We start from the raw sequence: 25,251 nt of genomic DNA, 5'->3' as shown, positions 1-25,251 counted from the left end.
TGCCGTGGTCCCTCAGAGGCCCGTCCCGGGGCTTCCCTAGTTCTTCAACCCCCTTTCCTCCAGCACGGTTTCGCCCGCCGTCGCAGCTCATCGCAACGGCGAAAGAGAACTCGTGCAGCACTCCACCCCTGTCGCCGTCGGTATCGACGTCGGCGGCACCAAGACCCATCTCCGCGCCTTCGCGGGAACGGAGTCCGTCGCCGACCACGTCCGCACCAGCAGTGGCTGGCGGCCGCACGATCACGTGGCCGCAGCCGCATGGCTCGCGGCGCTGATCGAGGGAGCTCTGCCCGAGCACGTACGCCCGTCGGCCGTGGCCGTCGGCGCGCACGCGTGCGAGACACCCCTCCAGTGCGAGGCGATACGCCTTCTTCTCCAGGAACGCCTCCAGATCCCCTGCCACGTCGTGGGCGACGCCGAACTCCTCGTGCCCGCCGCCGGGTTGGACCGGGGCGTGGGCCTGGTCGCCGGCACCGGTTCGGTGGCCGTCGGCCGCCGTGCCGACGGCACCTCGGTGCAGGTCGGCGGCTGGGGCGCGATCCTCGGCGACGAGGGCGGTGCCGCCGGCCTGGTCCGTGAGGCGGCCCGTGCCGTATGGGCGGCCCATGACCGGGGCGAGGCCCCCGACATACTGGCCCGGTTGCTCCTGAACGCCTTCGAGGTGGACGAAGTACCGGCGCTGTGCGCGGCGTTGGAGAGCGCCACGGACGTGTCTGCCGAGTGGGGCCGCCGTGCGCCGGTGCTGTTCGAGGCCGCCGAGCAAGGGTCCGCGATCGCCGCGGAGGTGATCGCGGCCGGGGGCCGTGCGCTCGCCTCGCTCGTCGTCCGGCTGGACGCGCGCGGAGTACCCGTCGACGACGTGGTGCTCGCGGGCGGCACGATCCTCTCCCAGCCGGCCCTGTACTCCGCCTTCACCACCGCGCTCGCCGAGGCCCTGCCGTCCACGCGGCCACGCACCCTCCAACTACCCCCCGTCGAGGGCGCCTTGGCGCTTGCACGTATTCTCCTCCGACCGGTCACCGGCTGATCACCGCCGCGTCGCCGACCGGCCATGAACCAGCCACGCACCACCCCCACGCTCAGCCCGAAGATCCATCCACCGCGACATCCGTCCACCGCGAAAGGAGCGGCACCTCCATGCCGTCATCAGCCGGGCACCACACGTTCAACAGGCGCTCGTTCCTCAGCACCTCCCTCGGCGCCTCGGCGGGCCTGATCGCCGCTCCGACCCTCGCGACCTGGTGGCAGGCGACCGAGTCCAAGGCCGCGACCGCCTTCCCCGCGTTCGTCGACGACTACACCACCAACATCACGGCGAACCTCACCGCCGAGACCAACGCGGTGGTCCGTGCCCTCGGCGGCTTCGCGCAGATCTGGAAGACGGGGAGCGCCTGGAACACCGGCATCCCGCTCAAGCCGGAGATCCTGCGCGCCAACATGCGCTACTGCGCCCGCCTCACCCAGCGGCGCACCGAGGCGCAGGCCCGCGAGGCGTTCGTCTACGACCGGCAGCACCAGAGCTACGCGATGATCGGCGCCCTCGGCCCGCTCGCCGAGCTGTACCGATCGGGCGCGAAGGCGGTCACGTCGATCACCTCCGCCCCGGACGGCATCCCGGCGACGAAGATCAACGACGCCGTCCCGGCCGACGCGCCCGCCGGGTCCGCGCTGGGCGCCGGCTCGTACGACTCCGACCTCGGCCAGGTCGCGAAGCTCGTCGACACCGTGCGCGGGCCGTTCGCGTCGGGCAACCCGGCCAAGTTCGCCTTCCAGTACCCGCGTCCATGGCGGATGAACGAGGAGAGCGAGGTCGTCGACACCGGTACGACGGACGCGCTCGGCTTCCCGGTGTACGACTCCGAGGTGGTCGTCGTGACGCAGTTGCTGCGGCAGCGCGGTACCGACCCGGCGGAGGACGGCGGCTTCCCCAGCGGGCACACCAACGCCTTCCACCTGGCGGCGCTGGCGTTCGCGTACGCGGTACCGGAGCGGTTCCAGGAGATCGTGACCCGTGCCTTCGAGCTGAGCCACACCCGGATCATGTCGGGCATGCACTCCACGGTCGACGTCCTCGGTGGCCGGGTCATGGCGACGGCGCTCGCCGCCGCCGCGCTCGCCGACCCGAAGAACGCCACGCTGAAGGCCGCCGCGCGCAAGCAGGCCGCCGAGTACTTCCAGGCCAGGACGGGCACGACGGCCGACACGCTGTTCGCCCACGCGCACTCGGCGGACCGGGACTCCGACCCGTACGCCGACCGCAAGGCCAACGCCCGCCTGGTCGAGCCGAAGCTGACGTACGTCCTCACCCGGCAGGGCCGCTCCGAGGAGCTGACCGTGCCCAAGGGCGCCGAGGTGCTGCTGGAGACGCGGCAGCCCTACCTCGACGCGGCGCAGCGGCGCGAGGTGCTGCGCACGACCGCGCTGCCGTCCGGGTACGTCCTGCTGGACGGCTGGGAGCAGTGGGGGCGGCTCAACCTGTTCGCGGCGGCGGACGGCTACGGCGCCTTCGACTCCGAGGTGACGGTCACGCTGAACGCGGCCGACGGTGGTTTCGGTGCCGCCGACACCTGGCGCAACGACATCTGCGGCACGGGTGGTCTCGTCAAGCTGGGCACCGGTTCGCTGACGCTGACCGGCGCCAACCGGTACACGGGCGGCACCACCGTGGAGGCCGGTGTGCTCGTGGCGGGCTCGAAGGAGGCTCTCGGCCGCGGTGACGTCCGGGTGAAGGGCGGCACGCTGAGCACGGGCGACCGTTCCGTCCGGGTGCGCGGCGGGTACGCGCAGGCCGGCGTTCTCGACGTCACGCTGGACCGGGGCGCCGACCCCGCACTCGTGGTGGACGGGCGCGCGGTCCTGGAGCGGGGCAGCAAGCTGGTCGTCCGCTTCGACGCCGAGCAGCCGCCGCGCTCCGGCAGCACGGTGGCGGTCATCGGTGCGCGGTCCCTCCAGGGCCGGTTCGCCGAAATCACCGTCGCCGAGGAGGGCTGGACGGCCCAGCAGATCTTCACGGCGCACGGGGTGTCGGTGCGACTGCTGAAGAAGTAACCCGCTTGATCCGTGGGTTGTCGGGGGTGGCGTGCGCCGCCCCCGACAGCCTTTTCACGGGTTGGGCGGCAGCGACTGCTCGGCCCAGATGGTCTTTCCCTCACCGCTCGGGCGGCTGCCCCAGCGGTCGGTGAGCTGGGCGACCAGCAGCAGGCCCCGGCCGCCCTCGTCGTAGGTGCGGGCCCGGCGCAGATGGGGGGAGGTGCTGCTGGCGTCGGAGACCTCGCAGATGAGGGTGCGGTCGCGGATGAGGCGGAGCTGGATGGGGGCGCCGCCGTAGCGGATGGCGTTGGTGACCAGTTCGCTGACGACGAGTTCGGTGACGAAGACGGCGTCCTCCAGATCCCAGACGACGAGCTGCTCGGTGGCGAGTTTGCGGGCGGTGGCGACCAGCGCCGGGTCGTCCGGCAGGTCCCAGACGGCGACCTGGTCGGCGTCGAGGGCGCGGGTGCGGGCGAGCAGCAGGGCCACGTCGTCGGCCGGGGTGTCGGGCAGCAGGGCCCTGAGGACGTTGTCGCAGGCGATCTCCAGACTCGCCACCTGCCCCTCCAGCGCGGCGCACAGGGCTGCGGTGCCCGTGTCGACGTCGCGGTCGCGGGCCTCGACCAGGCCGTCGGTGTAGAAGGCGAGGACCGAGCCCTCGGGCAGTTCCAGCTCGGTCGCCTCGAAGGGGAGTCCGCCGACGCCGAGCATCGGGCCGGCGGCGACCTCGATGACCTCGACCGGGCCGTCCGGGCGGACGAGGACGGGCGGCGGATGTCCGGCGGCGGCGATGGAGCAGGTGCGGGCCACCGGGTCGTACACCGCGTACAGGCAGGTCGCGCCGATCTCGGTGGTGCCGTCGCCGGCGGCGAGGTGTTCGACGAGGTCGTCGAGGTGGGTGAGGAGTTCGTCGGGCGGCAGGTCGACGTCGGCGAGCGCCCACACGGCCGTACGCAACCGGCCCATGGTGACGGAGGCGTGGATGCCGTGCCCGACGACGTCGCCGACGACCAGCGCGACCCGGGTCCCGGACAGCGGGATCACGTCGAACCAGTCGCCGCCCACCCCGGCCTGCGACAGCGCCGGCAGGTAGCGGGAGGCGAACTCGACGGCGGCCTGGCCCGCCACGGTCTTGGGCAGCAGGCTGCGCTGGAGGGCGAGCGCGGTGGTGCGTTCCTTCGTGTACCGGCGGGCGTTGTCGACGCAGACGGCGGCCCGGCTGGCCAGTTCCTGGGCGAGCGACACATCGTCCTGGTCGAAGGCGTCGGGGTGTTCGGGTGTCAGGAGCCGTACGAAGACGGCCACGCCGAGGGTCGTGCCGCGCGCCGTCAGCGGTACGGCCATCAGGGACAGGTCGTGCTCCTCGGCATCCCGCAGCTTGGCGGAGCGCGCGCCGTGCTCGGCGAACCAGGCGTCGAGGTCCTTGTCGCCGGTCCGGGTGAGCACCGGTGCGCCGGTGGTCAGGGCGCGGGCGGGCGGGGAGAAGAGCGGGTAGTCGTCGGCGGCGCCCAGGCCGATCGCGGCCTCGGGGGCACCGGGTGTACAGGAGTGGTGGGCGGCCCTGCGCAGCATCACTTCGCCGTCCGTCGGGACCGGCTCGGGTTCTTCGCCCTGGAGCACCGAGTCCAGCAGGTCGACGCTGGCGAAGTCGGCGAGGCGGGGGACGACCAGTTCGGCGAGTTCGCGCGCGGTCTGGACGACGTTGAGCTTGGTGCCGATGGACCCGGCGGCCTCGTTCAGCAGGGCCAGGCGCTGGCGCGCCGCGTACTGCTCGCTGCTGTCGAACGCGGCGAGCGCGGTGCCGATGAGCTCTCCGGAGTGGTTCCGCACCGGCCACATCTCTGAGGTCCAGGCGTGCATGCGGCGGCCGGACGGTGAGCGGGTCCAGCTTTCGTAGCGGACCGGCCGCCCGGTCTCCGCCACGATCTCCAGATGGCGCAGGAAGCCGCGGCTGTGTTCGGCGTCCTCCACGGTGTCGGGGAAGTGGCGGTGCCGGAACTCCTCCTCGGGCTGCCCCATGACCTGGCACGCCCATGCGTTCATCCGCAGATAGTGCTGCCCGGTGTCGAAGACCGACATGGACATGGAGGCCTGCTGGAAGGCCAGCTCGCCCAGAGCCCGCTCGGCCGGGTCGGGTGTCGCCGAGACGACGAACCCGCGGGGGGCGCCCGGCCCGCCCAGGAGCGGGCACAGCCGCAGCGCCAGCTCCTGCCGCCGCCCGTCCCGGTACCGCACGGTCACCACCGCGCCCCCGTGCGTCACCAGTTCCCGCCGGGCGGCCGCGGCGTCCCCGGCGACCAGCTCCGCCGCCGGCCGCCCGGTGACCTCCTCGGCCGGGTACCCGGTGAGCCGCCGGGCGCCCTCGCTCCAGCCGGTGACGAGGCCGCGTGCGTCGACCAACGCCATCGGCTCATCACCGGTGGCTGCCCGCGACGCGACGGACCCCTTCGTCACCATATGGCCAAGGATGGTCCGATCAGGGCGGGGCAACAACCCGGATACGGCCGTGCGCCACCGGGGCGAGATCCCGCAGGGGGCCAGGGCCCTTCCGACGGATCTCCGCCGCCGATGTCCATCAGAAGGGCCCTCGGGGGTGTTCCGAAAGTCCCGCACAGCACCACACAGGACTTTCGAAACACCCCATAGCTAGAGGTCGGTGCGGGATTCCAGGTCCTGGCGGGTGTCGTTGCCGTAGACGCCCGTTTCGTCGCCCCGGATGCCGTACCAGAGCTGGAAACGCGCCACCGCCTCCTTCAGTACGGTGTCGTACGTGCCGGAGGTGGCTCCCTGGTCGTACACGTTCGGGATGCGTCGCAGGCGCTGCTGCAGTTCGGACACCGCCGGGCCGCTGTCGCCCTCGCGAAGGGTGCCTGGGCCGTCCGGGTCGTTGTCGTCGGCCGGGGCCGAGGGGGCGGGGGCGGGGGCCGACGCGGTCGGGGTGGGGGTGGGCGTGGGGGTGCGGGCCTCCTCGTTCTTCTCGCCGCCGGGTACGAGCAGTGCGGCGCCGAAGCCGATCAGGGCGGCCGCGCCGACGGCCACGACCGCCGCGGCGCGCTTGAGGCCCGGGCCACGGCGGGGCTCGGCACTGCGGCGTCTGCCGCGCGGGACGCTGTCGCCGGTGAAGTCCTCGCCGACGACGACCGGGGGAAGCTCCTCGGTCTCGGGTTCCTCTTCCTCCGGTTCGGCCAGGAACTGCTCCCGGGACCGGGCCTGCGACCGGATGCGGGCCGCCTCCGTGTCCGGGTCCTGTTCCTGGTCCGCCACGGGTGGTACGGCGACGGTCTCGTACTCGTCGTCCGGGAGGGTCGTCCCCTTGTACAGCTCCATCTCGCGCAGCAGCTCGGCCAGGGCCTCGGTGCGGCGGCGCCGGATCACATAGGTGGGCTCGATCGTGGTGCGCTTGACCCTCTGCCCGGGTTCGGGCGGTACAGACACGCTCGTCTCCTTCCGTGCACGCGGTCTCCCGCCATCCCCGTGAGGAGATACGGCGGGAGCGGCCGGGAAGTTCAGCGCGTCCGGGTGCCGGTCACCGGGAGCGCCGCGACGACCTCCCAGCCGGGACCGTCCGCGCGGCGGCGGGCCTGGATGCGGCCGCCGAGCGCGGTGACGCGTTCGTTGAGGCCGACGAGGCCGAAGCCGCCGCCCCGGGCCGCCTCCGGGAGGCGGGCGCCGCCACGGCCGTCGTCGCGTACCGCGACCCGCAGGGCACCGCCGTCGTAGTGGAGGCCGACCGTGACCTCGGTGGCGTCGGCGGCGTGCCGACGGACGTTGGTCAGGGCCTCCTGGACCACGCGGAAGGCGGCGGCCTGGACCTCGTGCGGCAGGTCGTCGGGGACGCCGGGGGCGAGGTGCAGAACGGCCGTGTGTCCGTCGACTCCGCCGACACCGTCGAAGCCACGGACCAGTTCGTCGATGCCGGCCAGGTCGCCGGCCGGGCGCCGGTCGGCGGTCTCCGGTTCGTCGTCGTGGTCCCGGAGCACCCCGACCGTGCGGCGCATCGAGGCCAGCGCCTCGGTGGCGGCCCGCTCGATGCCCGCGAGCACGGGGTCCAAGCGCTCGGGCTGGGTGGTGGTCATCATCCGCGCGACCTGCGTCTGCACCAGGATCCCGGTGACGTGGTGGGCCACGAAGTCGTGCAGGTCGGCGGCCATGGCGAGCCGTTCGGCGCGCCGGGTCTCGGTGACGGCCTGATTCCGGCGGTGGTCGAGGGTGCGCAGATAGGCGGCGAGGCCCGCCGTGACACCGGTGAACAGCAGGAGCAGGGCGAGCACGCCGTAGAAGCTGCCGTCCGGCTGGACGGCGTAGTACGGCAGCGGGAGCGCCAGCAGGACGATGCCGTCGAGCAGCCCGCAGGCCAGCGCCCAGCCGGGCGGACAGGTGCGGACGGCGACCATCAGCAGGCTCAGCAGAACGGCCGCCTGGCCGGGTCCGAAGCCGCCCTTCTGCCCGGCCACGAGCAAGGTCACGATGTTGGCGGCGGCGGCGAGGGCGGGCACGCCGGTCCGCAGCTGCGGGGTGAGCCAGGCGGGTCGGCGGCGCTCGGGCCACAGCAGCGCGACGAGGCCGATCACCTGGGCGAACAGATGCAGCCACAGATAGGCGGTGTCCTCCTCCGTCCCCAGCATGAGGAAGTCGGTCCCGCAGAGCAGGAACAGGGCCACGACGCCGCCGACGCGTACGCAGCCCGCCTTCGCGGGGCGCCTCGGCCGTTCGGTGCCGACTGCGGATTCCTTGGTGTCGAGCGCGAGGTTCACGCAGATCACAGTAGGCAGCCCGGGTGTGCCCCGGATCGGCCGTACGGCTGAGGAGGTGTGCCGGGCGGGCCGTGAAGCCTGGCCGTTCGGCCGAGGTGCGGGCCCCTGCCGCCGGGAGAGGTTGTGACTCGCAACCTTCCCTCCACGACAGGAGCACCCGATGGAACGCAGGCCTCTGATCATCACCGGTGTCGCGGTGGCCGCAGTGGCCGTCGGCGGCGGCGCCCTCACCTACGCGATGAGCGGCACCGAGTCGACGACCGGGCTCGACAGGTTCAGCTCCGTGTCCGTGGGCGGTGCCCCGGGGCTGAGCGGGAACATCCTCGCCGGTCGCATCGAGTCGAAGTACAGCCCGCTGCCGTGGATCGGCCGCGACCTGTCGGGCACGACGTGCCCCGGTCTCAAGGCGGTGGCCGGAGCGAAGGTGACGTGCACGGCTGAGGGCGACGACGGCAAGGACTTCTCGATCCCGGTGACCGTCGTCAAGGCCGACGCCTCCAGCGTCACCTGGAAGTTCGAGCGCAAGTAACCCCGACCGACAAGGACCCCCGCACCCCTCATGAGCACCGTCCTGGCCGGTCACGGCCTCATCAAGAAGTACGGCTCCACCAACGCCCTCGCCGGGGTCGACGTGGAGGTCGGCGCACGCGAGTCCCTCGCGATCATGGGCCCCTCGGGCTCCGGCAAGTCCACCCTCCTGCACACCCTCGCGGGCATCATCCGGCCCGACGGCGGTCAGGTCCTGCTGCGCGGCGAACGTATCGACCACTGGGGCGAGAACCGGCTCAGCGCCCTGCGCCGCAAGCGGTTCGGCTTCGTCTTCCAGTTCGGCCAGCTGCTGCCCGAACTGCCCGCCGAGGAGAACGTGGCGCTGCCGCTGATGCTGGAGGGCGTCCCACGCCGACAGGCGGTCAAGCAGGCCCGCCGCTGGTTCGCGCCGCTGGGCCTCGCCGGTCTGGAGCAGCGCCGGCCGGGCCAGCTGTCCGGCGGCCAGGCCCAGCGGGTGGCGATCGCCCGCGCCCTGGCGGTGGAACCGGACGTGGTCTTCGCGGACGAGCCCACCGGAGCCCTCGACCAGGCCACCGGCGAGGAGGTCATCCGCCTGCTCACGTCGGTCACCCGCGACCAGGGCGCCTCCCTGGTGATGGTCACGCACGACGCGGAGGTCGCGGCCCACTGCGACCGTGTCCTCCAGGTGCGGGACGGCCGGATCAGCGGACACAGCCAGTACACGGTGGCTTGAGCCGCACCCCGTCAGGGGCGCGGGACTGTCCCCATGTGCGGCTCCGCCGCGTGGGCGCGACCAGCCACGAAGCGACCCGCAGCCGCCGTCCGTCACAGCCCATCGAGCTCTCAGGCTCTTTCACGCCCCTTCCCGGAGCCCCCTCATGCCCTCCCCCGTACTGCCGTTGGCTTGGCACCTGACCCGCGCCTCCGGCCGCCGAGGCCTCCAGAGCCACCTGCTCTCCGCCGCGGCGGCAGCCGCCGGTGCCCTCGTCCTGCTGCTGCTCCTCGCCTCGTACCTCGGCTCCGGCACCCGCGCCGACCGCACGGCCTGGCGCCTGCCGGACGCCGTACCCGCCAAGGAGGCGACGGCCGTCCAGACGACGGGCACCACCTACGTGGGCCACCGCCCCGTGACCGTCGTGTCCCTCGCCCAGCTGCCGAACCGACCGACGACCCCCGCCCCACCCGGCCTGATACGCTTCCCCGCCCCCGGGCAGGTCTACCTCTCCCCCGCCCTGGCGAAGCTGATGGACGAGCTGCCCGCGAAGCGGCTCGCGAACCGCTTCCCCACGAAGAACGGCTACGGCACGATCGGCGAGGCCGGTCTCGCGGCGCCCGAGGAACTGGTCGCCGTGATGGGCCGCGCTCCCGCCGACCCGGCGATCACGCGCGCACCGGAGGGCGGCGACTTCGACACCCAGACGGCTCGCGGTCGGGTCGCCGGCTTCGACGGCACGAAGGCGAGCATGTTCACCGCCTTCGACCAGCAGGCCGCGGTGCTCGGCGGAGCCCTCCTCGTCGTCCCCGTGATCGTGCTGGCGTCGGCGGCCGGGCGGCTCGGTGCCGCGCGGCGCGAGCAGCGGCTGGCGGCGCTGCGGCTGGCCGGGGCGACGCCGAGGCAGATCCTCGCCATGACGGGCGCCGAGTCGGCCGCGGTGGGGCTCGCCGGAGGCCTGGTCGGCGCGTTGGCGTACGTACTGCTGCTGCCGGTGCTGGCTCAGGTGCCCTACGGCATCGGGACCTGGTTCGCGGGGCAGTTGTGGGTGGGCGTGCCGTGGCTGGGGGCCGTGGTCGCGGTCGTCGCCGTGCTCACCTCGGTCAGCGCGATGACGACGCTGCGCGGGGTGGCCCGTTCGCCGCTGGGGGTCGCGCAGCAGGCCGATCCGCGCCGGACGCGGCTGATCCGGCTGGTGCTGTTCGCCGCCGTCGGGCTGTACGTGGTGGTCACCGCCCACGGTGGCTCGCTGACCGCGGGCCAGTCGATCGCGCTGGTCGTCCTGGTGTACGGGGCGTTCTGGATGCTCGGTCCGTGGGTCGTCGACATGCTGGGCAGGGTGCTGAGCCGCTTCGCGCGCCGCCCGGCGACACTGCTCGCGGCGCGCCGCCTCAGCGACGATCCGCGCGGGGCCTGGCGCACGGTCAGCGGGCTGGTGCTGGCGGGTCTGGTCGCCGGGTTCTTCACCGTGGGCCAGGTCGGCATCGTCGGCATGGACTATCCGGGTCAGGTCGCGGTGCGGGCGGAACACGCAAGCCCGCGCGAACTCGCAGGACAGGCGCGCGAACTGCTCGCCGGGGCCGGAGTGAAGGCGACCGTGAAGACGGCGAGCGCCGACGACTGGGACGGCCTCCTGAACGGGTCGAAGGGTGTCGTGGCCCACGTCGAGGGCGGCCGGGCCCAGCTGGACGCCGCCACGACCGCGCTGTCCTCGATCTCGCCGGGGAACCAGCCGTTCACACAGGACCACGTCAACGCCGAGGGAGACGTCACGACCCGGCTCATCGGCGAGATGGGGCTCGCGGTCCTGGCCCTGGGGTTCCTGGTCGCCGCCGCCTCCGCCGGGCTCACCGCGGCGGCCACGGTGCTCGACCGGCGCCGGGTGTACGGTCTGCTGCGGCTCGCCGGTACCCCGCTGAAGGTCCTCGACCGGGCGCGGATCCGGGAGACCGCGCTGCCCCTGGTGGTGCTCGCCGGGGGTACGACGGCGACCGGTATCTACGCCGGGCTGAAGGTCAACGACATGTTCCACCTCTCGCCCGGCTCCTCGGGCGCGGTACGCCTCGCGATCTGCGTCGGCCTCGGCACGGTGACGATGTTCGCGGCCCTCGCCGGGAGCAGGCCGCTGCTGCGCCGCGTCACCGCCGAGCGGGCACAGGATCCCGACTGACCCGAAGGGCCAGAGGCCGGGGCCGCCACGACGGCCCCGGCCCCACTGCTGTCCCCCGCTGTACTCCGCGCCCCCTCTCCGCTGTTCCCCTCCTCCCTCAGGCATGATGCGCCCATGACCGACCGCAGCCCGATCCGTGTGCTGATCGCCGACGACCAGGACATGGTCCGCACCGGCTTCCGTTTCTTCCTCGACGCGCAGCCGGACATGACCGTGGTCGCCGAGGCCGCCGACGGCGAGGCGGCCGTGCGGCTGGCCCGCGAACTGCGGCCCGACGTCTGCCTGTTGGACATCCGTATGCCCAAGCTGGACGGCCTGGAGGCCACCCGGCTGCTGGCCGGGCCGGAGGTCGCCGATCCGCTGCGGGTGGTCGTGGTGACCACCTTCGACCTCGACGAGTACGTGTACGGGGCGCTGCGCGGCGGCGCCTGCGGCTTCCTGCTCAAGGACTCGGGACCGACCCTGCTGGCCGAGGCCGTGCGGGCGGCCGCGGTGGGCGACTCGCTGGTGTCGCCGTCCGTCACGATCCGACTGCTGAAGCACCTCACGGCCGAACCGGCACGGGGCCAGGAGCGGGGGGCGGTTCCGGCCGCGCCGTCGCGCCCTCAGGAACCGCTGACCGACCGCGAGCTGGATGTCGTACGTCTGGTGGCCCTCGGGAATACGAACGCCGAGATCGCCGCGTCGATGTTCGTCTCGCTGTCCACGGTCAAGACGCACCTGGCGAGCATTCAGCTCAAGCTCGCCGCCCGGAACCGGGTCGAGATCGCGGCCTGGGCCTGGCGTACCGGCCACGCGCGCGACGGTTCCTGACCGGGCGACGCGCCCGGCGGGCGCCCCTCAGTCGGTGAGGGTGACGCGGATGCCGACCGTGCCGTCCGTGCCCCGGCGCAGCCGGCTGCCGAGGAGGGTGAGGCGGCCGAGGACGCCGTACTTGCGGGCGAGCAGCCGACGGTAGTGGGAGACGCCGCTCGCGTCGAGGATCTCGGCGCGGGCGGGGACGGAGTCGCCGGTGGGGTTGCCGCGCAGATCGCAGGGGCCGACGAGGACATCGGCGCGGTTGCGGATCCGCTTGACCTTCCAGGAGTCCGCGACCGTCCAGATCCCCAGCGCGTCACCGTCCCGCACCACCCACACCGGGGTCGCGACGGCGGTGCCGTTCTTGCGGTAGGTGGTGATCAGCAGGTATTTGCCCGCGGCGAGCGCGTCGAGCGTGGTCTCGGCCATGGGCGCGAGTCTAGGCGTACGGCCGCCGGTTGCCACCGGGGGCCGTACGCCTGGACGAAGAGCGCGGGTGTCAGTCGAGCAGGCCGTCGTAGTCGGGCAGCTTGAAGGTGCGCTCGGCGTGGCCGCCGACCAGGTCGGTGGTGTTGTTGCCGACGTTGGCGATGATCGTGTAGCCGTCCGACTCGATGTCCGCGCGGGAGGCGGTCTTGTAGGCGGCGACCTCGGCGAACAGGTCGGGCAGGTCGCGGACGTAGAGGCCGTCGACGGGGTAGCCGACGGTCTTCAGGTTCCACTTGGTGACGCTCTCGATGATGCCGGGGCGGGCGGTCACGAAGAAGACGGAGACACCGCGGGACTTGGCGTACGTGGCCAGCTCCAGGGAGGGCTTCAGCGCCGGGGTGGGCAATTGGTACCAGGGCGTGTAGTGCGACTCGAGCGTGGTGTTGTCGATGTCGAAGACGATCGCCAGCTTCTTCCCGGAGGCGTTCGCGGTGCGCGTCGTGATGTACGGCGTGGCCGTGTCGATGACGGCCTTGACGTCCTTCTGCCAGGTCGCGTAGTCGACCTCGGCGGCCGCCGCCGTGCTCGCCGCCTGCGCGGGCGCCGCGATCGCCGGTGCGGCGGCGGTCACCGTCCCGCCGAGCCCCAGGGCCACCACCGCGGCGATCGTCGTGATCCGGCGTCCCGCACCGCTTGCCATCATGCTCGTCCCCTTCACAGGTCAAAGCGGCGAGGGTGGACCACCCTTCGCCGCGTGCGTCATGTTCATGCTCATCAGTGGCCGGGAGACTACATGAAAGTTACCGATTGGTAGAGGGGTCGCGACGATCAAATTCACCGACTCCGGCAAACCCCCGTGCGCGATGATGTGCATGGGACAACGAAGCAGGGGGCAGCGCGGTGACCTGGAGTCGTACGGACCTGACGGGAGCGGTGGCGGGCGGCCGGACCCTGGAGGTGGTCTGCGACGAGTCGGGGTCGGACGGCGAGAACCTCACCACCGGGAACACCGATGTGTTCGCGCACGCGAGTGTCCATCTGTCGGTGGAGTCCGCCTCCGGACACATGCGGGAGATACGCAGCCGCATCCGCTCCCCCGCCGAGGAGTACAAGGCGAACCATCTGCTGCGCGAGAAGCACCGGTCGGTGTTGGTGTGGTTCCTCGGCACCGCCGGGCCGATCCACGGCACCGCCCATGTGCACCTCACCGAGAAACCCTTCTTCGTGGTGGACCGTGTGATGGCCCTCCTCACCGACGAGGACCCCGCAGCCGCCCTCGCCCTCCATCGGCAGGGCCGGACCCTCTTCGGGGCCGAGCCGTGGCGGGAGTTCCTCGAGTCCTCCAACGAAGTGCTGCGCACCCGGAGGAACGAGGAGACCGACTCCCCCGTCGACGCCTTCTTCCGCACGGTGGACGCGTTGCGCGGCGCGCCCGCCGTCGAGCCGGTCGCCGGCATCCTGGACCTGCTCGCCCGGGCCCGGCCCCGCGCCGACGCCCATCGGGCGAGGATCGACGACAGTCCCGAGCTGTTTCCCGTGCTCGATCCGCTGATCCCGGCCATCGGCCACACCGCGGCGTACTGGCGCCGCTCGGGGCTGCCCGTCACGCTGGTGCACGACCGGCAGAACATGCTCACCGACGAGCGCATCGCCCGGATCGAACAGGAGGCCCGGCTGGCCGGTCTCCGGCTCGTCGCCGCGCGCTCGGACCCACGCGTCCTGCTCGCCGACTTCCTGGCCGGTGCCGCCCGCAAGATCGCCTCGGACGAGCTGGGCGGCCGGGGCGACGCGGAACTGACCACGCTACTGCGGCCGTACGTCGGCGCCTCCTCGATCTGGGGCGACGAACGCAGCTGGGCCGCCCTGAGCCCTCACACATGTCACTCCGGCAACAGAAGTCCATGAAGATCGCCGAACTCTCGGCAGCAGACAACTCGCGGGTCTACATTGCCCGTTGAATCAAAGCACCTTCACAGGAGATCCAGGAGCTGATGCCGTGACAGAGAACCCGGCAGCCTCGGGCGTCCCCTTCTCGGCGCTGAACAGTCGCATCGTGACCACGCGGCCGGTCGCGGCGCGGATCTGGAACTACTGGCTCGGCGGCAGGGACTACTACGAGGTCGACCGGAAGGCCGGGGACGAGATACGCCGACTGCATCCGAGCATCCTCGACTACGCCCGCGCGGACCGGCAGTTCCTGCGGCGGGCCGTGCGTCATCTGGCCGCCGACGTGGGGGTCCGGCAGTTCCTGGACATCGGCGCCGGACTGCCGACCGCGGAGAACACCCACGAGGTCGCCCAGCGCATCGCCCCGGACTCGCGGATCGTCTACGTCGACAACGACCCGCTGGTGCTGGTACACGCCCGCGCCCTGCTGACGAGCGCGCCCGAGGGCCGTACGGACCACATCGACGCGGACGTGCGCGACGTCGACTCGATCCTCGAACAGGCCGCGAGCACCCTGGACCTGGGCCGGCCGGTCGCGCTGATGCTGCTCGACGTGATGGCCTTCATCGGCGACGACGAGGACCCGTCCGGCATCGTGCGCCGGTTCCTCGACGCGCTGGCCCCGGGCAGCCATCTGATGCTCTCGCACACGATCACCCGCCCCGACCTGTACGAGGTCGACACGGCGGTCGCGTGGTGGAACGCGCACGGCACGCCGAGGCTGACCCAGCGCACACCTCAGACGGTGGCCCGGTTCTTCGACGGGCTGGACGTCCTCGACCCGGGAGTCGTCTCCTGCTCCCGCTGGCGCCCGGACGACCCGGACGGCTCCGATCAGGAGGAAGTGGCCATGTACTGCGGAGTGGGGCGCAAGCGCTGATGGCGATCGAATGGATCCGGCTGCAACTGGACTCCACCGACTTCGACCTGGCGCGTTTCCGGCCGTATGTCGACAAGTGCCGTACCTCCGGGATCCGTCTGACGACGCTCTCCGAACTGGGCGACACCCCGGAAAACCGTAGGGCGCTGTATGAACTCAACAAGGAGTGCTCGGCGGACATCCCGGAGCGCGGCGAGTTCCACACCTTCGACGAGTACCACCGGCTCCGCATCGACGTGCCCTCCTACGACCCGCGCGGTGTCGTGCTGGCGTTGGACGGCGAGGAGTGGATCGGGATGGCGGCGACCTCGGACCACCGCGGGTCGGGGTATGTGTTCAACGAGATGACGGGGGTCCGGGCCGGCCATCGGGGGCGGGGTGTCTCGATCGCGATGAAGACGTTCGGCATCGGGTTCGCCGGGTTGTGCGGGGTGAGCACGATCCGTACGCTCCACCACCCGGCCAACACGCCCGCGATCGCCATGAACCGGACCTTGGGATACGTCGACGCCGACTGGTGAACGCGCGGGCACCCGCGCGCGTATGAACTGAAGGGCACTCAAGGACCGGAGGCCCTCGCGGCTTTCGAGGCCGTGACGTACGGGGTTCGGGAGCCATGTAATGAGGCACGCACGACGACGAGTCGTGAAGCGAGTGGCACGGCTGGTGGCCGTCGGTGGGGTGCTCTGCGGAGGCCTGATGGTCACACAGGCGGCGATGGCGACCGAGCCCGCCGATACGCCGCCGGTGACACAGAGCTCGACCTTCGCCGCGGCCGGCACCGGCGTCGGCCTGGTGAGCGAGCTGGGCACCTCCCGTACGGCGGGCACCTGGCTCGCCAAGGACGGGCGCCCGGTCGTCGCGGTCACCGACGAGAAGGCCGCCGCCGAGGTCAAGCAGGCCGGTGCGCGCCCCAAGATGGTCGAGTACAGCGCCAAGGACCTGAGGTCCGCGACGGCCGCGCTGCGTTCGGCGCCCCGGGTCTCGGGCACCTCCTGGGCCATCGACCCGGCCTCCAACGAGGTCGTGGTGCGGGCCGACAGCACGGTCTCCAAGTCGGACTGGTCCAAGCTGACGGATCTCGCCGAGGGCATCGGCGGTTCGGTGCGGATGGAGCGCACCGAGGGCACGTACACCATGCGACTGAACGGCGCCCAGCCGATCTTCGGGACCGGCGGCCGCTGTTCCATCGGCTTCAACGTGACCAACGGCGAGAACGACTTCATGCTCACCGCCGGGCACTGCGGTCCGGGTGGTTCCGTGTGGTTCGCGGACAACCAGGGGCAGCGGGAGATCGGCCGGACGATCACGTCGGACTTCCCCGGCGCCGACTACTCCCTCGTGCAGTACCTCCAGGACCAGCCCAGCAACAAGACCAACGTCGTGGAGGTCGGCGACGACGAGGGCGTGCAGATCACCTCGGTCGGCGAGGCGACGGTGGGCCAGCGGGTGTTCCGCAGCGGCAGCACCAGCGGCCTCGCGGACGGCGAGGTGACCGGGCTCGACGCGACGGTGAACTACCCCGAGGGCACGGTGACGGGGCTCATCGAGACCACGGTGTGCGCCGAACCGGGCGACAGCGGCGGCCCGTTGTTCTCGGAGGGGGTCGCCCTGGGCGTGACCTCGGGCGGCAACGGCGACTGCGAGCAGGGCGGTACGACGTTCTTCCAGCCGCTGACGAAGGCGCTCGACGCGCTGAACGTGCGGTTGGCGGGTCTGCCGGAGGCGGCCGGCACTCCGACCGCCGGGGCCGACGATCCGTCTGACCAGGGTGCCGCGGCGCCGGGGGCCGCCGAGCCGGGCGCGGTGCAGCCGGTGGAGAACGACGGGGCCGGATCGACGCTCCTGGAGCGGCTGGCCGATCCGCGGAACGTGGGGCCCGGGCTGCTGGTCGTCGCGGGAAGCCTGGTGGCGCTGGCGGCGACGAGGTTCATCCGCACGGAGAACGACCGGAACGCGTATCGGCGGCAGTATTCGCAGAGTTGGGGCTGAGTTCGGGGGGGCCGGGGCCGGGTTCGGCTCTGTCGGGGATCTTGGAGTGGTCGAGGTGAGCAGCTGAGGGGGGCCGGCCTCTAGGAGGCCGCCGCCCACTCCAGGACGAGCCGCTCGTACACGCGCCGCTGCTCCATGTTCAACGTCCCCCCACTGGAGAACCACAGCGCGCGGATCTCCTCATTGACCTCGGCGGCCGTTCTCTCGGATCTTTCCGCTCTTTCCAGGACGACTTCATGAGTGGTGGACATGATGCAAAGCCTATGGTCCTGGACGTGAAGCCGTTGTGAGTAAAGGTCCCACTTCAGACATTACGGACCGTGAAGCTGATCACTCTCCGTTTAGGACTCGGCGGTCCCGAGCACGAGCACCTGAATGGCCAGTACGGCGGCACCCCTCGCCCAGTCGTGGAAGTCGGACACCTTGGTCTCCAGCGGGACCGGCGCGGCGAGGGGATGACGGTGGCCACGGATCGTCTCCCGCACCGCCTTTCCCGCGACATCCATCAGCCCGACCCCTTCTCCCGCGAGCAGGATCTTCTGCGGCATCACGAAGTTGGAGATCTGCGCCACCAGCGTGCCGAGGGCGCGCGCGGCCTCGGCGATGACACGGGCCGACATCGGCTCCCCGGCGGCGGCACCGGCGAGGATCTCCTCGTATGTCAGATCGCGGCCGGTGGCGGCCTGGATCTGGTAGCGGATGCTGGGGATGGCCAAGAGCGAGACGGCGCTGCCGCGTTCGCCGTCGGGGGTGAGCGGACCGCCGGGGTCGACGATCCAGTGGCGGCCGAAGCCCCGGTCCTCCTCGGCGCCGGGCACCCGCTTGCCGCCCAGGACCAGCCCGTAGCCGATGCCTGCGCCGATGGTCAGGACGACGAACCGGTCGAGTCCGCGGCCGGCGCCGAACCAGGTCTCGGCCTCGACGAGTGCGGCCACGTCGTTCTCGACGACGACGGGGAGTCCGGTGCGCTCCTCGACGAGTTCGGCCAGCGGGACGTCGCGCCAGAGCAGGAAGGGGGACTCGCCGACCGTCGCGTGGCGCCGGACGAGTCCGCCCACTCCGATGCCGATGCCGGCCGGCCCCGGGTGCGTACGGCCGAGTTCGGCGGCCATCTCCGCCAGCTGGTCGGCGACCCGCTCCGGCTCGTGCGTGGTGAGCGGGCGGTCGTACCGGGTGACGATCTCACTCCTGAGGGTGGTGACGACGCCGTACACCATGTCGTCGGTGATCTTGAAGCCGATGAAGGAGCGGGAGTCGGCGACGATGTCCAGCGGTTGCGAGGGGCGCCCCTGGCGGGCTTCGGGGAGTGCGGGGCCTTGGCCTTCCGGGGCCTCGATCAGCAGTCCGGACTCGATCAGCGGTTTCGTCAGGCGGGTCAGGCTGCCTGCGGACAGGCCGAGGCGCCGGGCGAGTTCGGTGCGCGAGAGCGGGCCGTGCACGAGTACCTCGATCGCCACGGCCCGTTCTCCGGGGCTGAGCGGCAGCCAGCTGTCGGCCAGTGCGGTCATGAGGGTCAGGCTCCCACACATCATTTGTTTCACTACAGAAGTAACGTGACTCACTCTATGCCATTCCGACCGACTTTCACAGATGCTCACCCACCCCTTGACGCGACTATTCTTTCGGAGCAAAAGTAAGCGGTCGTCACTCGATCCTTGAAGGGCACCCCTTACATGACGTTCTCCCTAGGCATCGTCGGCGCCGGCCAGTTCTCCGGCCAGTTCGCCACGCTGTTCCAGGCCCACCCCGGTGTCGGCGACGTCTACGTCACCGATCTGCTGCCCGAGCGGGCCGAGCAACTGGCCGCCGCCCAGGGGCTGGCCGGGACCTTCCCCTCGTACGAGGCGATGCTGGAGTCGACAGCGGTCGACGCGGTCGCGATCTTCACCCAGCGCTGGACCCACGGGCCGCTGGTGCTCCAGGGGCTGGGCGCCGGCAAGCACGTGTACTCGGCCGTGCCCATGGCGATCACCACCGAGGAGATAGCCTCGATCATCGACGCGGTCCGGGCGACCGGGCTGACGTACATGATGGGTGAGACGAGTCAGTACAACCCGGCGACCGTGCACGCCCGCAACCAGATCGCGGAGGGCGCGTTCGGGCGGCTCTTCTACGCCGAGGGCGACTACGTCCACGACATGGATCTGGGGTTCTACGACGCGTACCAGTACAGCGGCGGCGAGAACTGGAAGGCGACCGCCAGCTATCCCCCGCTGCTGTACCCGACGCACTCGGTGGGCGGGGTGCTCGGCGCCTGGCGGACGCATGCGGTGAGCGTGTCCGCGATCGGGGTCGTGGACGAGCGCGGGGACGGGGTGTTCGACAAGGAGGTCAGCCAGTTCGGCAACGACTTCTCCAACGCGACCGCGCTGTTCGAGGTCGCGGGCGGTGGGTCGTTCCGTACGAACGAGTTCCGGCGGGTGGGCTACCCCTCGCACATCCGGGAGTCGCGTTTCCGGTTCTTCGGCACGGAGGCGAGCATGGAGCAGCTCGCCACGTTCGCGCTGTGGCAGGACAAGAACGGGGTGAAGGACATCAGCGAGCTGCTTGAGCCCAAGCCCACCATGTCCCCCGACGACCCCTCGCTCCAGCACATCGCGCCGGAGCTGCGGGCCGCGTTCACCTCCGGCTCGGCGCCGGTGCACGACCGGGCGCGGCTCCCGCGCGAGTTCGACCAGCTGCACAACGGGCACGAGGGCAGCCACCACTTCCTGGTGGACGACTTCGTGACCGCGGTCAACACACGGACCCTGCCGTCGGTGAACGCGTGGGTCGCGGCCCGCTACACCCTGCCGGGCATCATCGCGCACGAGTCGGCGCGGCAGGGCGGGGCCAGGCTGGAGATCCCGGACTTCGGGGACGCGCCCGGGGCGTGACGGGGCGAGGCCGGTGCCGGTGCCGGTGTGGCGCCCGGCACGGTGACCGGCGTGCCCTTGACGACCGCGTCGGCCGGGTTGCCGTCGGGGGAGAGTCCGCGTCCCGTTCCGCCCCCACGGCGGGGCGGGACGCGGGCGTTTCGTCAGGTGCCCGGCTTGCGGCCGTACACGAAGACGTCGTCGCCGTTCTTCAGCAGCGACCAGTACTTCTTGGCGTCGGTCTTGGTCATGTTGGCGCAGCCGTGGGAGCCGGGCGGGTTCCACATGCTGACGCCGACGGAGTGGAAGGCCTGGCCGCCGTCGAAGAACTGGCTGTAGGGCATGGGCACGTGGTAGATCGACGAGACGTGGTCGATGTGCCGCCAGTAGATCTTCTTCAGGCCCGTGCGGGTCTCGTAGCCGTCGCGGCCGGTGCGGACCGGGACCGGGCCGTACACGAGCTTCTTGCCGTCCTGGATCCAGCTCAGTTGGAGGGTGAGGTTCACACAGGCGATGCGACCCTTGTTCACCGGGCACTTGCCGTCCGCGTTCGGGTTGTCGCCGACGGCCTTCTGCTTGTTCATCAGGTCCATCACGCCCCAGGTGACGGCGCCGGCGAAGCCGGCGTTCGGGGTGATGCCGTGCTTGGTCTGGAAGGCCTGGATCGCCTTGCAGTCGGCGGCGGACTGCTTGCCGTCGACCGGGCGGCCGAGGAACTTCTCCACCTGCTTCTGGTACGGCCCGGTCTGCGTCGTGCAACTCGCCGACTGCGCGGGCGCGGCGCCCAGCGCGAGCGTGAGCGGCGTCAGCAGGCCGGTGACGGCGAGTGCGATCGCGCTTCTTCTGCCTATGTCCCCCATGGCGGGCCTTTCCCTTTCATGCGATTTGCGGGTTCCGTCTCCGTAGACAGGCCACGGGGCGCGGTGGTTGTGGGGTGCGCCCGGTCGAGACGAAACAGTTACACGACGAGAATTGAAGATATACAGTTCTTCCCATGAGCAACAGCGATTCCATATCTCGCGTGCCCCTGAAGAAAATCACCCCCGACGTGTCCGGGGCGATGGGCTCCCTGCACGGCGCGGCCGTTTCCGCCGCGCGGGACGCGAAGGTCGAACCGGAAATCCTCGAACTGATCAGGATTCGCGCGTCCCAGATCAACGGCTGCGCGTTCTGCCTGGACATGCACACCAAGGACGCCCGCGCGGCGGGCGAGACCGAGCAGCGGATCTACGCCCTGAGCGCCTGGCGCGAGACGCCCTTCTTCAACGCCCGTGAGCGGGCCGCGCTGGCGTTGACCGAGGCAGTGACGCTGGTCCACGACGGGCATGTGCCCGACGAGGTCTACGCGCAGGCCGCGGAGGTCTTCGACGACGAGCAGGTCGCGGCGCTGATCTGGGCGGCCACCGTCATCAACGCGTACAACCGGATCGCCATAGCGACGCGGATGGTTCCGGGGGCTTACCAGCCCGTCCAGAAGTAAATTCGCCGATATCCGAAAACGTCATATCGCGCCGGGCCGTTCAACATTCGGCCCGGCGCTTTCCCATGTCTTTTTGTCTCTTTCCCTTCACTTCTCCGGCAGTGGTTCCAGGATGCCGTCCAGCCATTTCCGCCACTCCGGGGCGTGTACGGCCGGGCCCGCGGTCATCGGGCGGCCGGTCCAGGCGCTCACGGGGCGGATCCCGTGGAGGGCGTTGACGAGCCAGACCTCGCGACCGTCCAGCTCCGCGAGGGAGCGTTCCCGGTGGGCGACCCGGACACCGGTGTGTGCCGCGTGCTCCTGGACGAGCCCCACGGTGACTCCGGCGAGCACGGGCAGCCGGGGCGGCGGCATACAGAGGGTGTCGTCCTCCCACCACACGATGCTGGCGGTGGGGGCCTCCAGCACCACCCCGGAGGGGGCGATCAGCACGGCCTCGTCGGCGCCCACGCCGGACGCCCGGCCGCGCACCCGGGCCAGGGCGTCGAGGTCCGGTCCCTTGCGGCGGGGCACGGTACGCGGGTCGGGCTGGCCGGCCGCCCAGACCCGTATGTCGGTGCCGAGGGGCGGGGCGTGCCGCAGCAGGAGCCTCAGCTCCAACGAGCCCCGGGCGAGTTCCACGCGCGGGAACCACTCACCCGTGCGCGGCAGCGCGGCGGTCATGTCCTGCCAGAACTCGACCAGCCGCCGTGGCTCGGGCGCGCCGCAGTCGCCGCAGGCCCGGAGGAACCGTTCGCGGTGGCGGTCGAAGCCGCGCACCCGGCCGTCGCGCAGTAACCAGGAGTCCGCGACCAGCAGCCGTCCGCTCTCCGCCGGGCATGGGGTGAGGCCGCGATCGGGCGACCATGCCAGCAGTTCCTCCGCGATGGCAGGTTGAGTCAATGGGATTCCTCTCAGTACTTGCGGCCGGCGGCGGCCGGTGAGCCGTGCCGGGGTCCGTAGGGCGCGTGCTCCAGCCACGCGCCGCAGCGCGGCAGGACCGGGGCGAGGGCCGCCGCCGCGCGTTGTTTGACGCGGACGATACTGCGTGTGGGCCGCAGGTGCTCCAGGGCGGTTCCGGCGGCGGCGCTGTTGAACAGGCCCGCCGAGCGGCGGAGTTCGGCGAAGGAGGCCACCGCGTCCGGCGTGCCGTCGGCGATCGCCCGGGCCGCGGCGGCGGCGTCGGCGATGCCGCTGTTCATGCCGCGCGCCCCGAACGGCGGAAAGAGATGGGCCGCCTCGCCGACGAGCAGCACCCGGTGCCGCGGGTCGGTGAAGGAGGCGGCGACCTTCCGCAGGAAGCGGTACGTCGACACCCACAGGACGCGCTCGCCGTACCCGTCCCCGACGACCGCCGGCAGCCAGCGGCGCACGGCGTCCTCGCTGCCGTACTCCTCCGGCGCGTCGTCGTCGCGGCACTGGAGGTCGAGCTGGAAGCCGCCGGTGAACGGCACGCGCATCACGCTGCGGCCGCCGAGGCCCGGGTGTTCGTAGTGGAAGACGCGCTCCAGGGGCAGTTCGGCGCCCGGGATGTCGGCGATGTCCGCGACGACGTGGAAGCCGTCGCCGTGGGTGCCCTCCAGGGGGATGCCGAGTTCACGGCGTACGGCGGAGCGGGCGCCGTCGGCGGCGACGGCGTGGGTGCCGGTCCAGGTGCGCCCGCTCTCGTCGGTCAGCGTCACCCCGGCCGGGTCGACGCGTACGCCGGTCACCTTGGCGTCCCACACGAACCGAACACCCGCGTCCCGGCAGGCGGTGAGCAGGAAACGCTCGGTGTCGACCTGGCGGAGGCTGGTGAAGGGCGGGGTTCCCGTGGGCGGCGGGAAGGTGCGGGCGTACACCTCACGGCCCCGGTACAGGGTCCGCTTGGTGTGCCAGGTGCTGCCGTACTCGGTGATCTCCAGCGCGAGTCCCGGGCTCATGCCGTCGAGGAGTTCGAGGGTCTCGCGGTGGACGAACAGGGCGCGGCTGCCGGGGCGTTCGCGGCCCTCGGGGTCCGCCTCCAGCAGGACCACGGGCAGTCCGTGGGCGCGCAGGGCGAGGGCCGCCGAGAGACCGACGGGGCCCGCGCCCACGACCAGGACGGGGGTCGTCATGACGCGCGGGCGCTCTCGGTCAGCATGCGGGTGATCTCCACGCGCTTCACCTTCCAGGTGGAGGTCATCGGCAGCTCCTCGAACCGCCACTGCCTGGGCTCGGCCATGGTCGGCAGGTCTGCCGTGGCCTCGCGCCAGCGCGCCGGGTCCAGCGGGCGTTCGCCGCGGACGCACACCACGGGCACGGGTTCGCGGTCGACGCCGGGCACGATGACGACCTCGCGCAGCTCCTCCAGGCGGGACATGAGGGTGTCCTCGATCTCGAGGTTGCTGTGCACGGAGTCGATCTGGTCGATCTCGCGGTCGATGAGGTACAGGGCGCCCCAGCGGCTCTGGTAGCCCATGTCGCCCATCTCCCACCAGCCGTCGCTGAGTTGGCGCAGATAGCGGTCGCGGGCACCGAGGTAGGTGAGGATACGGCCGCGGGTGCGGGCCTCGATCCGGCCGGCCGTGCCGGGGCCGACCTTGCGGCCGGAGTCGTCGGCGACGCGTACGCGGGTGAAGCCGGGGATGCCGATGCCGACCCGGCGGCCGTCCGCGCGGGCGGCGCTGCGACGGGTGAACCACTGGAAGGCGACCGGGCCCGTCTCGCTCTGCCCGTACAGCTGGATCAGCCAGGGCGAGCGCCGCTTCGAGGCGTCGAGGAGCCGCTGCACGGTACGCGGGTGGATGGCGTCGAAGGTGGAGCCGTACGAGCGGACGCGGGACAGCGGGGCGCCGGGCGCGTCGGCCAGCTCCTCCCACAGGACGAAGGTGTTGGGGTGGGTCTCGACGATGCCGGGGCGGTGGCGGGCCAGCAGTGGGCCGACGTTCGACGGTTCCGGGTCGATGATGAGGACGAGCGGGCTGCCGAAGTGCAGCAGGACGCCGAGCAGGTGATAGAAGCGCGAGTGCACGAACGACATGTGCAGCGCGGCGGTCTCGCCCCGGGTGGGCCAGCCCATCGCCTTCTGCGGGACGAGCCGGTTCCACATGGTGTTCGGGCAGTGCACGGCCAGCTTGGGCAAGCCGGTGGTGCCGGAGCTGTGGGTGATGAGGGAGGGGTCGCGGGGGTGCAGTCGCACGGCGGCCGGGGTGGCGGCGCCGGCGTACTTCTCCAGGGGTTCGGCGCCGGGGGCGTCGTCGACGGAGAGCGTGCGGCGGACGAGGCCGGTGAGTTCGACGTCGCTCAGCGGACCTTCGAGCTTGGCCCGGTCGGTGATCAGCCAGGGCCGGTGGAGGCGTCCGAGGAGCTGGCCGACGACCGGGCCCGCGAGGCCGGGCGAGAGGAGGACGGGGACGGCGCCGATACGGGAGAGCGCGCAGGTCAGCAACACGATGTCGACGTTGTCCGTCTTGTGGACGACCACCTCCTCGGAGGGGCGTACGCCCGCCTCCCACAGGCGGCCGGAGAGTTCGTCGACCACGTCCGCGAGGGTCGTGTAACTGAGGTCGCGCCCGAGGCCGGGGAGGACGTCGAGGGGCCGGTCCAGGGTGACGAAGACGGCTCCGTGGCGGTCGGCCGCCTCCCTGAACATCGAGCCCAGGTAGAAGCCGCGACCGGAGAGCAGGGCCTGGGGTTGCTGGTCTCGCATGGGGCGAGTCCTTTCTGCGGTGGCGACGACGACGGGGCTGGTGCC

General features: G+C 71.6%; 23 protein-coding genes. 12 read left to right on the top strand and 11 right to left on the bottom strand.

Annotation, left to right across the window (positions count from 1 at the left end; genetic code table 11):
- Positions 1-112: 112 nt before the first annotated feature.
- Positions 113-1,027, top strand: coding sequence for an N-acetylglucosamine kinase (locus SGFS_RS50160; RefSeq protein WP_286259502.1), 915 nt, complete (start codon positions 113-115; stop codon positions 1,025-1,027).
- Positions 1,028-1,137: 110 nt separating this feature from the next.
- Positions 1,138-3,048, top strand: a complete 1,911-nt coding sequence (locus tag SGFS_RS50155) for a phosphatase PAP2 family protein (RefSeq protein ID WP_286259500.1) — start codon at positions 1,138-1,140, stop codon at positions 3,046-3,048.
- A gap of 54 nt (positions 3,049-3,102) precedes the next feature.
- Here the strand turns inward: SGFS_RS50155 and SGFS_RS50150 are convergent, their stop codons facing one another.
- The 3 genes from SGFS_RS50150 to SGFS_RS50140 all read right to left on the bottom strand — a co-directional run bounded on the left by SGFS_RS50150 (position 3,103) and on the right by SGFS_RS50140 (position 7,784).
- Entirely contained in the window at positions 3,103-5,487 is a 2,385-nt protein-coding gene (locus SGFS_RS50150) for a SpoIIE family protein phosphatase (RefSeq protein WP_286259498.1), read from the bottom strand.
- Positions 5,488-5,676: 189 nt separating this feature from the next.
- A complete protein-coding gene (locus SGFS_RS50145; protein ID WP_286259496.1) occupies positions 5,677-6,465 on the bottom strand; it encodes a peptidoglycan-binding domain-containing protein in 789 nt (262 codons plus the stop codon).
- Positions 6,466-6,536: 71 nt separating this feature from the next.
- On the bottom strand, positions 6,537-7,784 hold the full coding sequence (locus SGFS_RS50140; protein ID WP_286259495.1) for a sensor histidine kinase: 1,248 nt from the start codon (positions 7,782-7,784) through the stop codon (positions 6,537-6,539).
- Positions 7,785-7,944: 160 nt separating this feature from the next.
- On the opposite strand from SGFS_RS50140, the gene SGFS_RS50135 reads away from it, so the two are divergent.
- The 4 genes from SGFS_RS50135 to SGFS_RS50120 all read left to right on the top strand — a co-directional run bounded on the left by SGFS_RS50135 (position 7,945) and on the right by SGFS_RS50120 (position 11,989).
- Positions 7,945-8,313, top strand: a complete 369-nt coding sequence (locus SGFS_RS50135; RefSeq protein ID WP_286259493.1) for a hypothetical protein — start codon at positions 7,945-7,947, stop codon at positions 8,311-8,313.
- Between the two features lie 30 nt (positions 8,314-8,343).
- Positions 8,344-9,027 (top strand): ABC transporter ATP-binding protein, encoded by a 684-nt coding sequence (locus tag SGFS_RS50130; RefSeq protein ID WP_286259492.1) that lies wholly within the window; start codon positions 8,344-8,346, stop codon positions 9,025-9,027.
- Between the two features lie 145 nt (positions 9,028-9,172).
- Complete coding sequence (locus SGFS_RS50125; protein ID WP_286259491.1) at positions 9,173-11,176, top strand: FtsX-like permease family protein; 2,004 nt, start codon at positions 9,173-9,175, stop codon at positions 11,174-11,176.
- 114 nt (positions 11,177-11,290) lie between these two features.
- The gene (locus SGFS_RS50120; protein WP_286259490.1) at positions 11,291-11,989 is read left to right on the top strand and encodes a response regulator; all 699 of its coding nucleotides are present in this window, start codon (positions 11,291-11,293) and stop codon (positions 11,987-11,989) included.
- Between the two features lie 27 nt (positions 11,990-12,016).
- Here SGFS_RS50120 and SGFS_RS50115 read toward each other — a convergent pair whose 3' ends face one another.
- Positions 12,017-12,403: a PPOX class F420-dependent oxidoreductase gene (locus tag SGFS_RS50115; RefSeq protein WP_286259489.1), complete on the bottom strand. Its 387-nt coding sequence runs from the start codon at positions 12,401-12,403 to the stop codon at positions 12,017-12,019.
- A gap of 70 nt (positions 12,404-12,473) precedes the next feature.
- Positions 12,474-13,106, bottom strand: a complete 633-nt coding sequence (locus SGFS_RS50110) for an HAD family acid phosphatase (protein WP_286259488.1) — start codon at positions 13,104-13,106, stop codon at positions 12,474-12,476.
- A 197-nt stretch (positions 13,107-13,303) separates the two neighbouring features.
- Here SGFS_RS50110 and SGFS_RS50105 point away from each other — a divergent pair, with 197 nt between their 5' ends.
- The 4 genes from SGFS_RS50105 to SGFS_RS50090 all read left to right on the top strand — a co-directional run bounded on the left by SGFS_RS50105 (position 13,304) and on the right by SGFS_RS50090 (position 17,222).
- Entirely contained in the window at positions 13,304-14,308 is a 1,005-nt protein-coding gene (locus SGFS_RS50105) for a hypothetical protein (RefSeq protein ID WP_286259486.1), read from the top strand.
- A gap of 91 nt (positions 14,309-14,399) precedes the next feature.
- Positions 14,400-15,230: an SAM-dependent methyltransferase gene (locus SGFS_RS50100; protein WP_286259485.1), complete on the top strand. Its 831-nt coding sequence runs from the start codon at positions 14,400-14,402 to the stop codon at positions 15,228-15,230.
- Complete coding sequence (locus SGFS_RS50095) at positions 15,230-15,751, top strand: GNAT family N-acetyltransferase (RefSeq protein ID WP_286259484.1); 522 nt, start codon at positions 15,230-15,232, stop codon at positions 15,749-15,751. The genes SGFS_RS50100 and SGFS_RS50095 overlap by 1 nt, the downstream gene beginning before the upstream one ends.
- A 100-nt stretch (positions 15,752-15,851) precedes the next feature.
- Positions 15,852-17,222 carry a S1 family peptidase gene (locus SGFS_RS50090; RefSeq protein WP_286259482.1) on the top strand — a complete coding sequence of 457 codons (1,371 nt, stop codon included), beginning with the start codon at positions 15,852-15,854 and terminating at the stop codon, positions 17,220-17,222.
- 80 nt (positions 17,223-17,302) lie between these two features.
- On the opposite strand, the gene SGFS_RS50085 is transcribed toward SGFS_RS50090, so the two are convergent.
- Together SGFS_RS50085 and SGFS_RS50080 are read right to left on the bottom strand one after the other, a co-directional pair.
- Entirely contained in the window at positions 17,303-17,473 is a 171-nt protein-coding gene (locus tag SGFS_RS50085; protein ID WP_286259481.1) for a hypothetical protein, read from the bottom strand.
- A gap of 90 nt (positions 17,474-17,563) precedes the next feature.
- The gene (locus SGFS_RS50080) at positions 17,564-18,730 is read right to left on the bottom strand and encodes an ROK family transcriptional regulator (protein ID WP_286259480.1); all 1,167 of its coding nucleotides are present in this window, start codon (positions 18,728-18,730) and stop codon (positions 17,564-17,566) included.
- A 165-nt stretch (positions 18,731-18,895) separates the two neighbouring features.
- On the opposite strand from SGFS_RS50080, the gene SGFS_RS50075 reads away from it, so the two are divergent.
- On the top strand, positions 18,896-20,098 hold the full coding sequence (locus SGFS_RS50075) for a Gfo/Idh/MocA family protein (protein ID WP_286259479.1): 1,203 nt from the start codon (positions 18,896-18,898) through the stop codon (positions 20,096-20,098).
- A gap of 143 nt (positions 20,099-20,241) precedes the next feature.
- On the opposite strand, the gene SGFS_RS50070 is transcribed toward SGFS_RS50075, so the two are convergent.
- Entirely contained in the window at positions 20,242-20,937 is a 696-nt protein-coding gene (locus tag SGFS_RS50070; protein ID WP_286259478.1) for a L,D-transpeptidase family protein, read from the bottom strand.
- A gap of 134 nt (positions 20,938-21,071) precedes the next feature.
- Between SGFS_RS50070 and SGFS_RS50065 the strand changes: the two genes are divergently transcribed.
- Positions 21,072-21,557 carry a carboxymuconolactone decarboxylase family protein gene (locus SGFS_RS50065; protein WP_286259476.1) on the top strand — a complete coding sequence of 162 codons (486 nt, stop codon included), beginning with the start codon at positions 21,072-21,074 and terminating at the stop codon, positions 21,555-21,557.
- Between the two features lie 87 nt (positions 21,558-21,644).
- On the opposite strand, the gene SGFS_RS50060 is transcribed toward SGFS_RS50065, so the two are convergent.
- From SGFS_RS50060 to SGFS_RS50050, 3 genes are read right to left on the bottom strand one after another with little or no spacing between them, the layout of a single operon-like run.
- Positions 21,645-22,439, bottom strand: a complete 795-nt coding sequence (locus tag SGFS_RS50060; RefSeq protein WP_286259475.1) for an aminotransferase class IV — start codon at positions 22,437-22,439, stop codon at positions 21,645-21,647.
- Between the two features lie 11 nt (positions 22,440-22,450).
- Positions 22,451-23,632 carry an FAD-dependent monooxygenase gene (locus SGFS_RS50055; protein ID WP_286259474.1) on the bottom strand — a complete coding sequence of 394 codons (1,182 nt, stop codon included), beginning with the start codon at positions 23,630-23,632 and terminating at the stop codon, positions 22,451-22,453.
- Positions 23,629-25,206 carry a class I adenylate-forming enzyme family protein gene (locus tag SGFS_RS50050; RefSeq protein WP_286259473.1) on the bottom strand — a complete coding sequence of 526 codons (1,578 nt, stop codon included), beginning with the start codon at positions 25,204-25,206 and terminating at the stop codon, positions 23,629-23,631. The genes SGFS_RS50055 and SGFS_RS50050 overlap by 4 nt, the downstream gene beginning before the upstream one ends.
- Between the last annotated feature and the right edge of the window lie 45 nt (positions 25,207-25,251).

The organism is Streptomyces graminofaciens (assembly GCF_030294945.1).
Classification (GTDB): domain Bacteria; phylum Actinomycetota; class Actinomycetes; order Streptomycetales; family Streptomycetaceae; genus Streptomyces; species Streptomyces graminofaciens.
Note: the sequence above shows the minus strand (reverse complement) of the source record. Positions and strands in the feature narration are given on the sequence as shown.

Bases quoted from the DNA above. Each gene is read 5' to 3' on its own strand.
- SGFS_RS50155 (WP_286259500.1), top strand. From the start codon at position 1,138: ATGCCGTCATCAGCCGGGCACCACACGTTCAACAGGCGCTCGTTCCTC.
- SGFS_RS50150 (WP_286259498.1), bottom strand. From the start codon at position 5,487: ATGGTGACGAAGGGGTCCGTCGCGTCGCGGGCAGCCACCGGTGATGAG.
- SGFS_RS50135 (WP_286259493.1), top strand. From the start codon at position 7,945: ATGGAACGCAGGCCTCTGATCATCACCGGTGTCGCGGTGGCCGCAGTG.
- SGFS_RS50130 (WP_286259492.1), top strand. From the start codon at position 8,344: ATGAGCACCGTCCTGGCCGGTCACGGCCTCATCAAGAAGTACGGCTCC.
- SGFS_RS50125 (WP_286259491.1), top strand. From the start codon at position 9,173: ATGCCCTCCCCCGTACTGCCGTTGGCTTGGCACCTGACCCGCGCCTCC.
- SGFS_RS50120 (WP_286259490.1), top strand. From the start codon at position 11,291: ATGACCGACCGCAGCCCGATCCGTGTGCTGATCGCCGACGACCAGGAC.
- SGFS_RS50115 (WP_286259489.1), bottom strand. From the start codon at position 12,403: ATGGCCGAGACCACGCTCGACGCGCTCGCCGCGGGCAAATACCTGCTG.
- SGFS_RS50110 (WP_286259488.1), bottom strand. From the start codon at position 13,106: ATGATGGCAAGCGGTGCGGGACGCCGGATCACGACGATCGCCGCGGTG.
- SGFS_RS50095 (WP_286259484.1), top strand. From the start codon at position 15,230: ATGGCGATCGAATGGATCCGGCTGCAACTGGACTCCACCGACTTCGAC.
- SGFS_RS50090 (WP_286259482.1), top strand. From the start codon at position 15,852: ATGAGGCACGCACGACGACGAGTCGTGAAGCGAGTGGCACGGCTGGTG.
- SGFS_RS50085 (WP_286259481.1), bottom strand. From the start codon at position 17,473: ATGTCCACCACTCATGAAGTCGTCCTGGAAAGAGCGGAAAGATCCGAG.
- SGFS_RS50080 (WP_286259480.1), bottom strand. From the start codon at position 18,730: ATGACCGCACTGGCCGACAGCTGGCTGCCGCTCAGCCCCGGAGAACGG.
- SGFS_RS50075 (WP_286259479.1), top strand. From the start codon at position 18,896: ATGACGTTCTCCCTAGGCATCGTCGGCGCCGGCCAGTTCTCCGGCCAG.
- SGFS_RS50070 (WP_286259478.1), bottom strand. From the start codon at position 20,937: ATGGGGGACATAGGCAGAAGAAGCGCGATCGCACTCGCCGTCACCGGC.
- SGFS_RS50065 (WP_286259476.1), top strand. From the start codon at position 21,072: ATGAGCAACAGCGATTCCATATCTCGCGTGCCCCTGAAGAAAATCACC.
- SGFS_RS50055 (WP_286259474.1), bottom strand. From the start codon at position 23,632: ATGACGACCCCCGTCCTGGTCGTGGGCGCGGGCCCCGTCGGTCTCTCG.
- SGFS_RS50050 (WP_286259473.1), bottom strand. From the start codon at position 25,206: ATGCGAGACCAGCAACCCCAGGCCCTGCTCTCCGGTCGCGGCTTCTAC.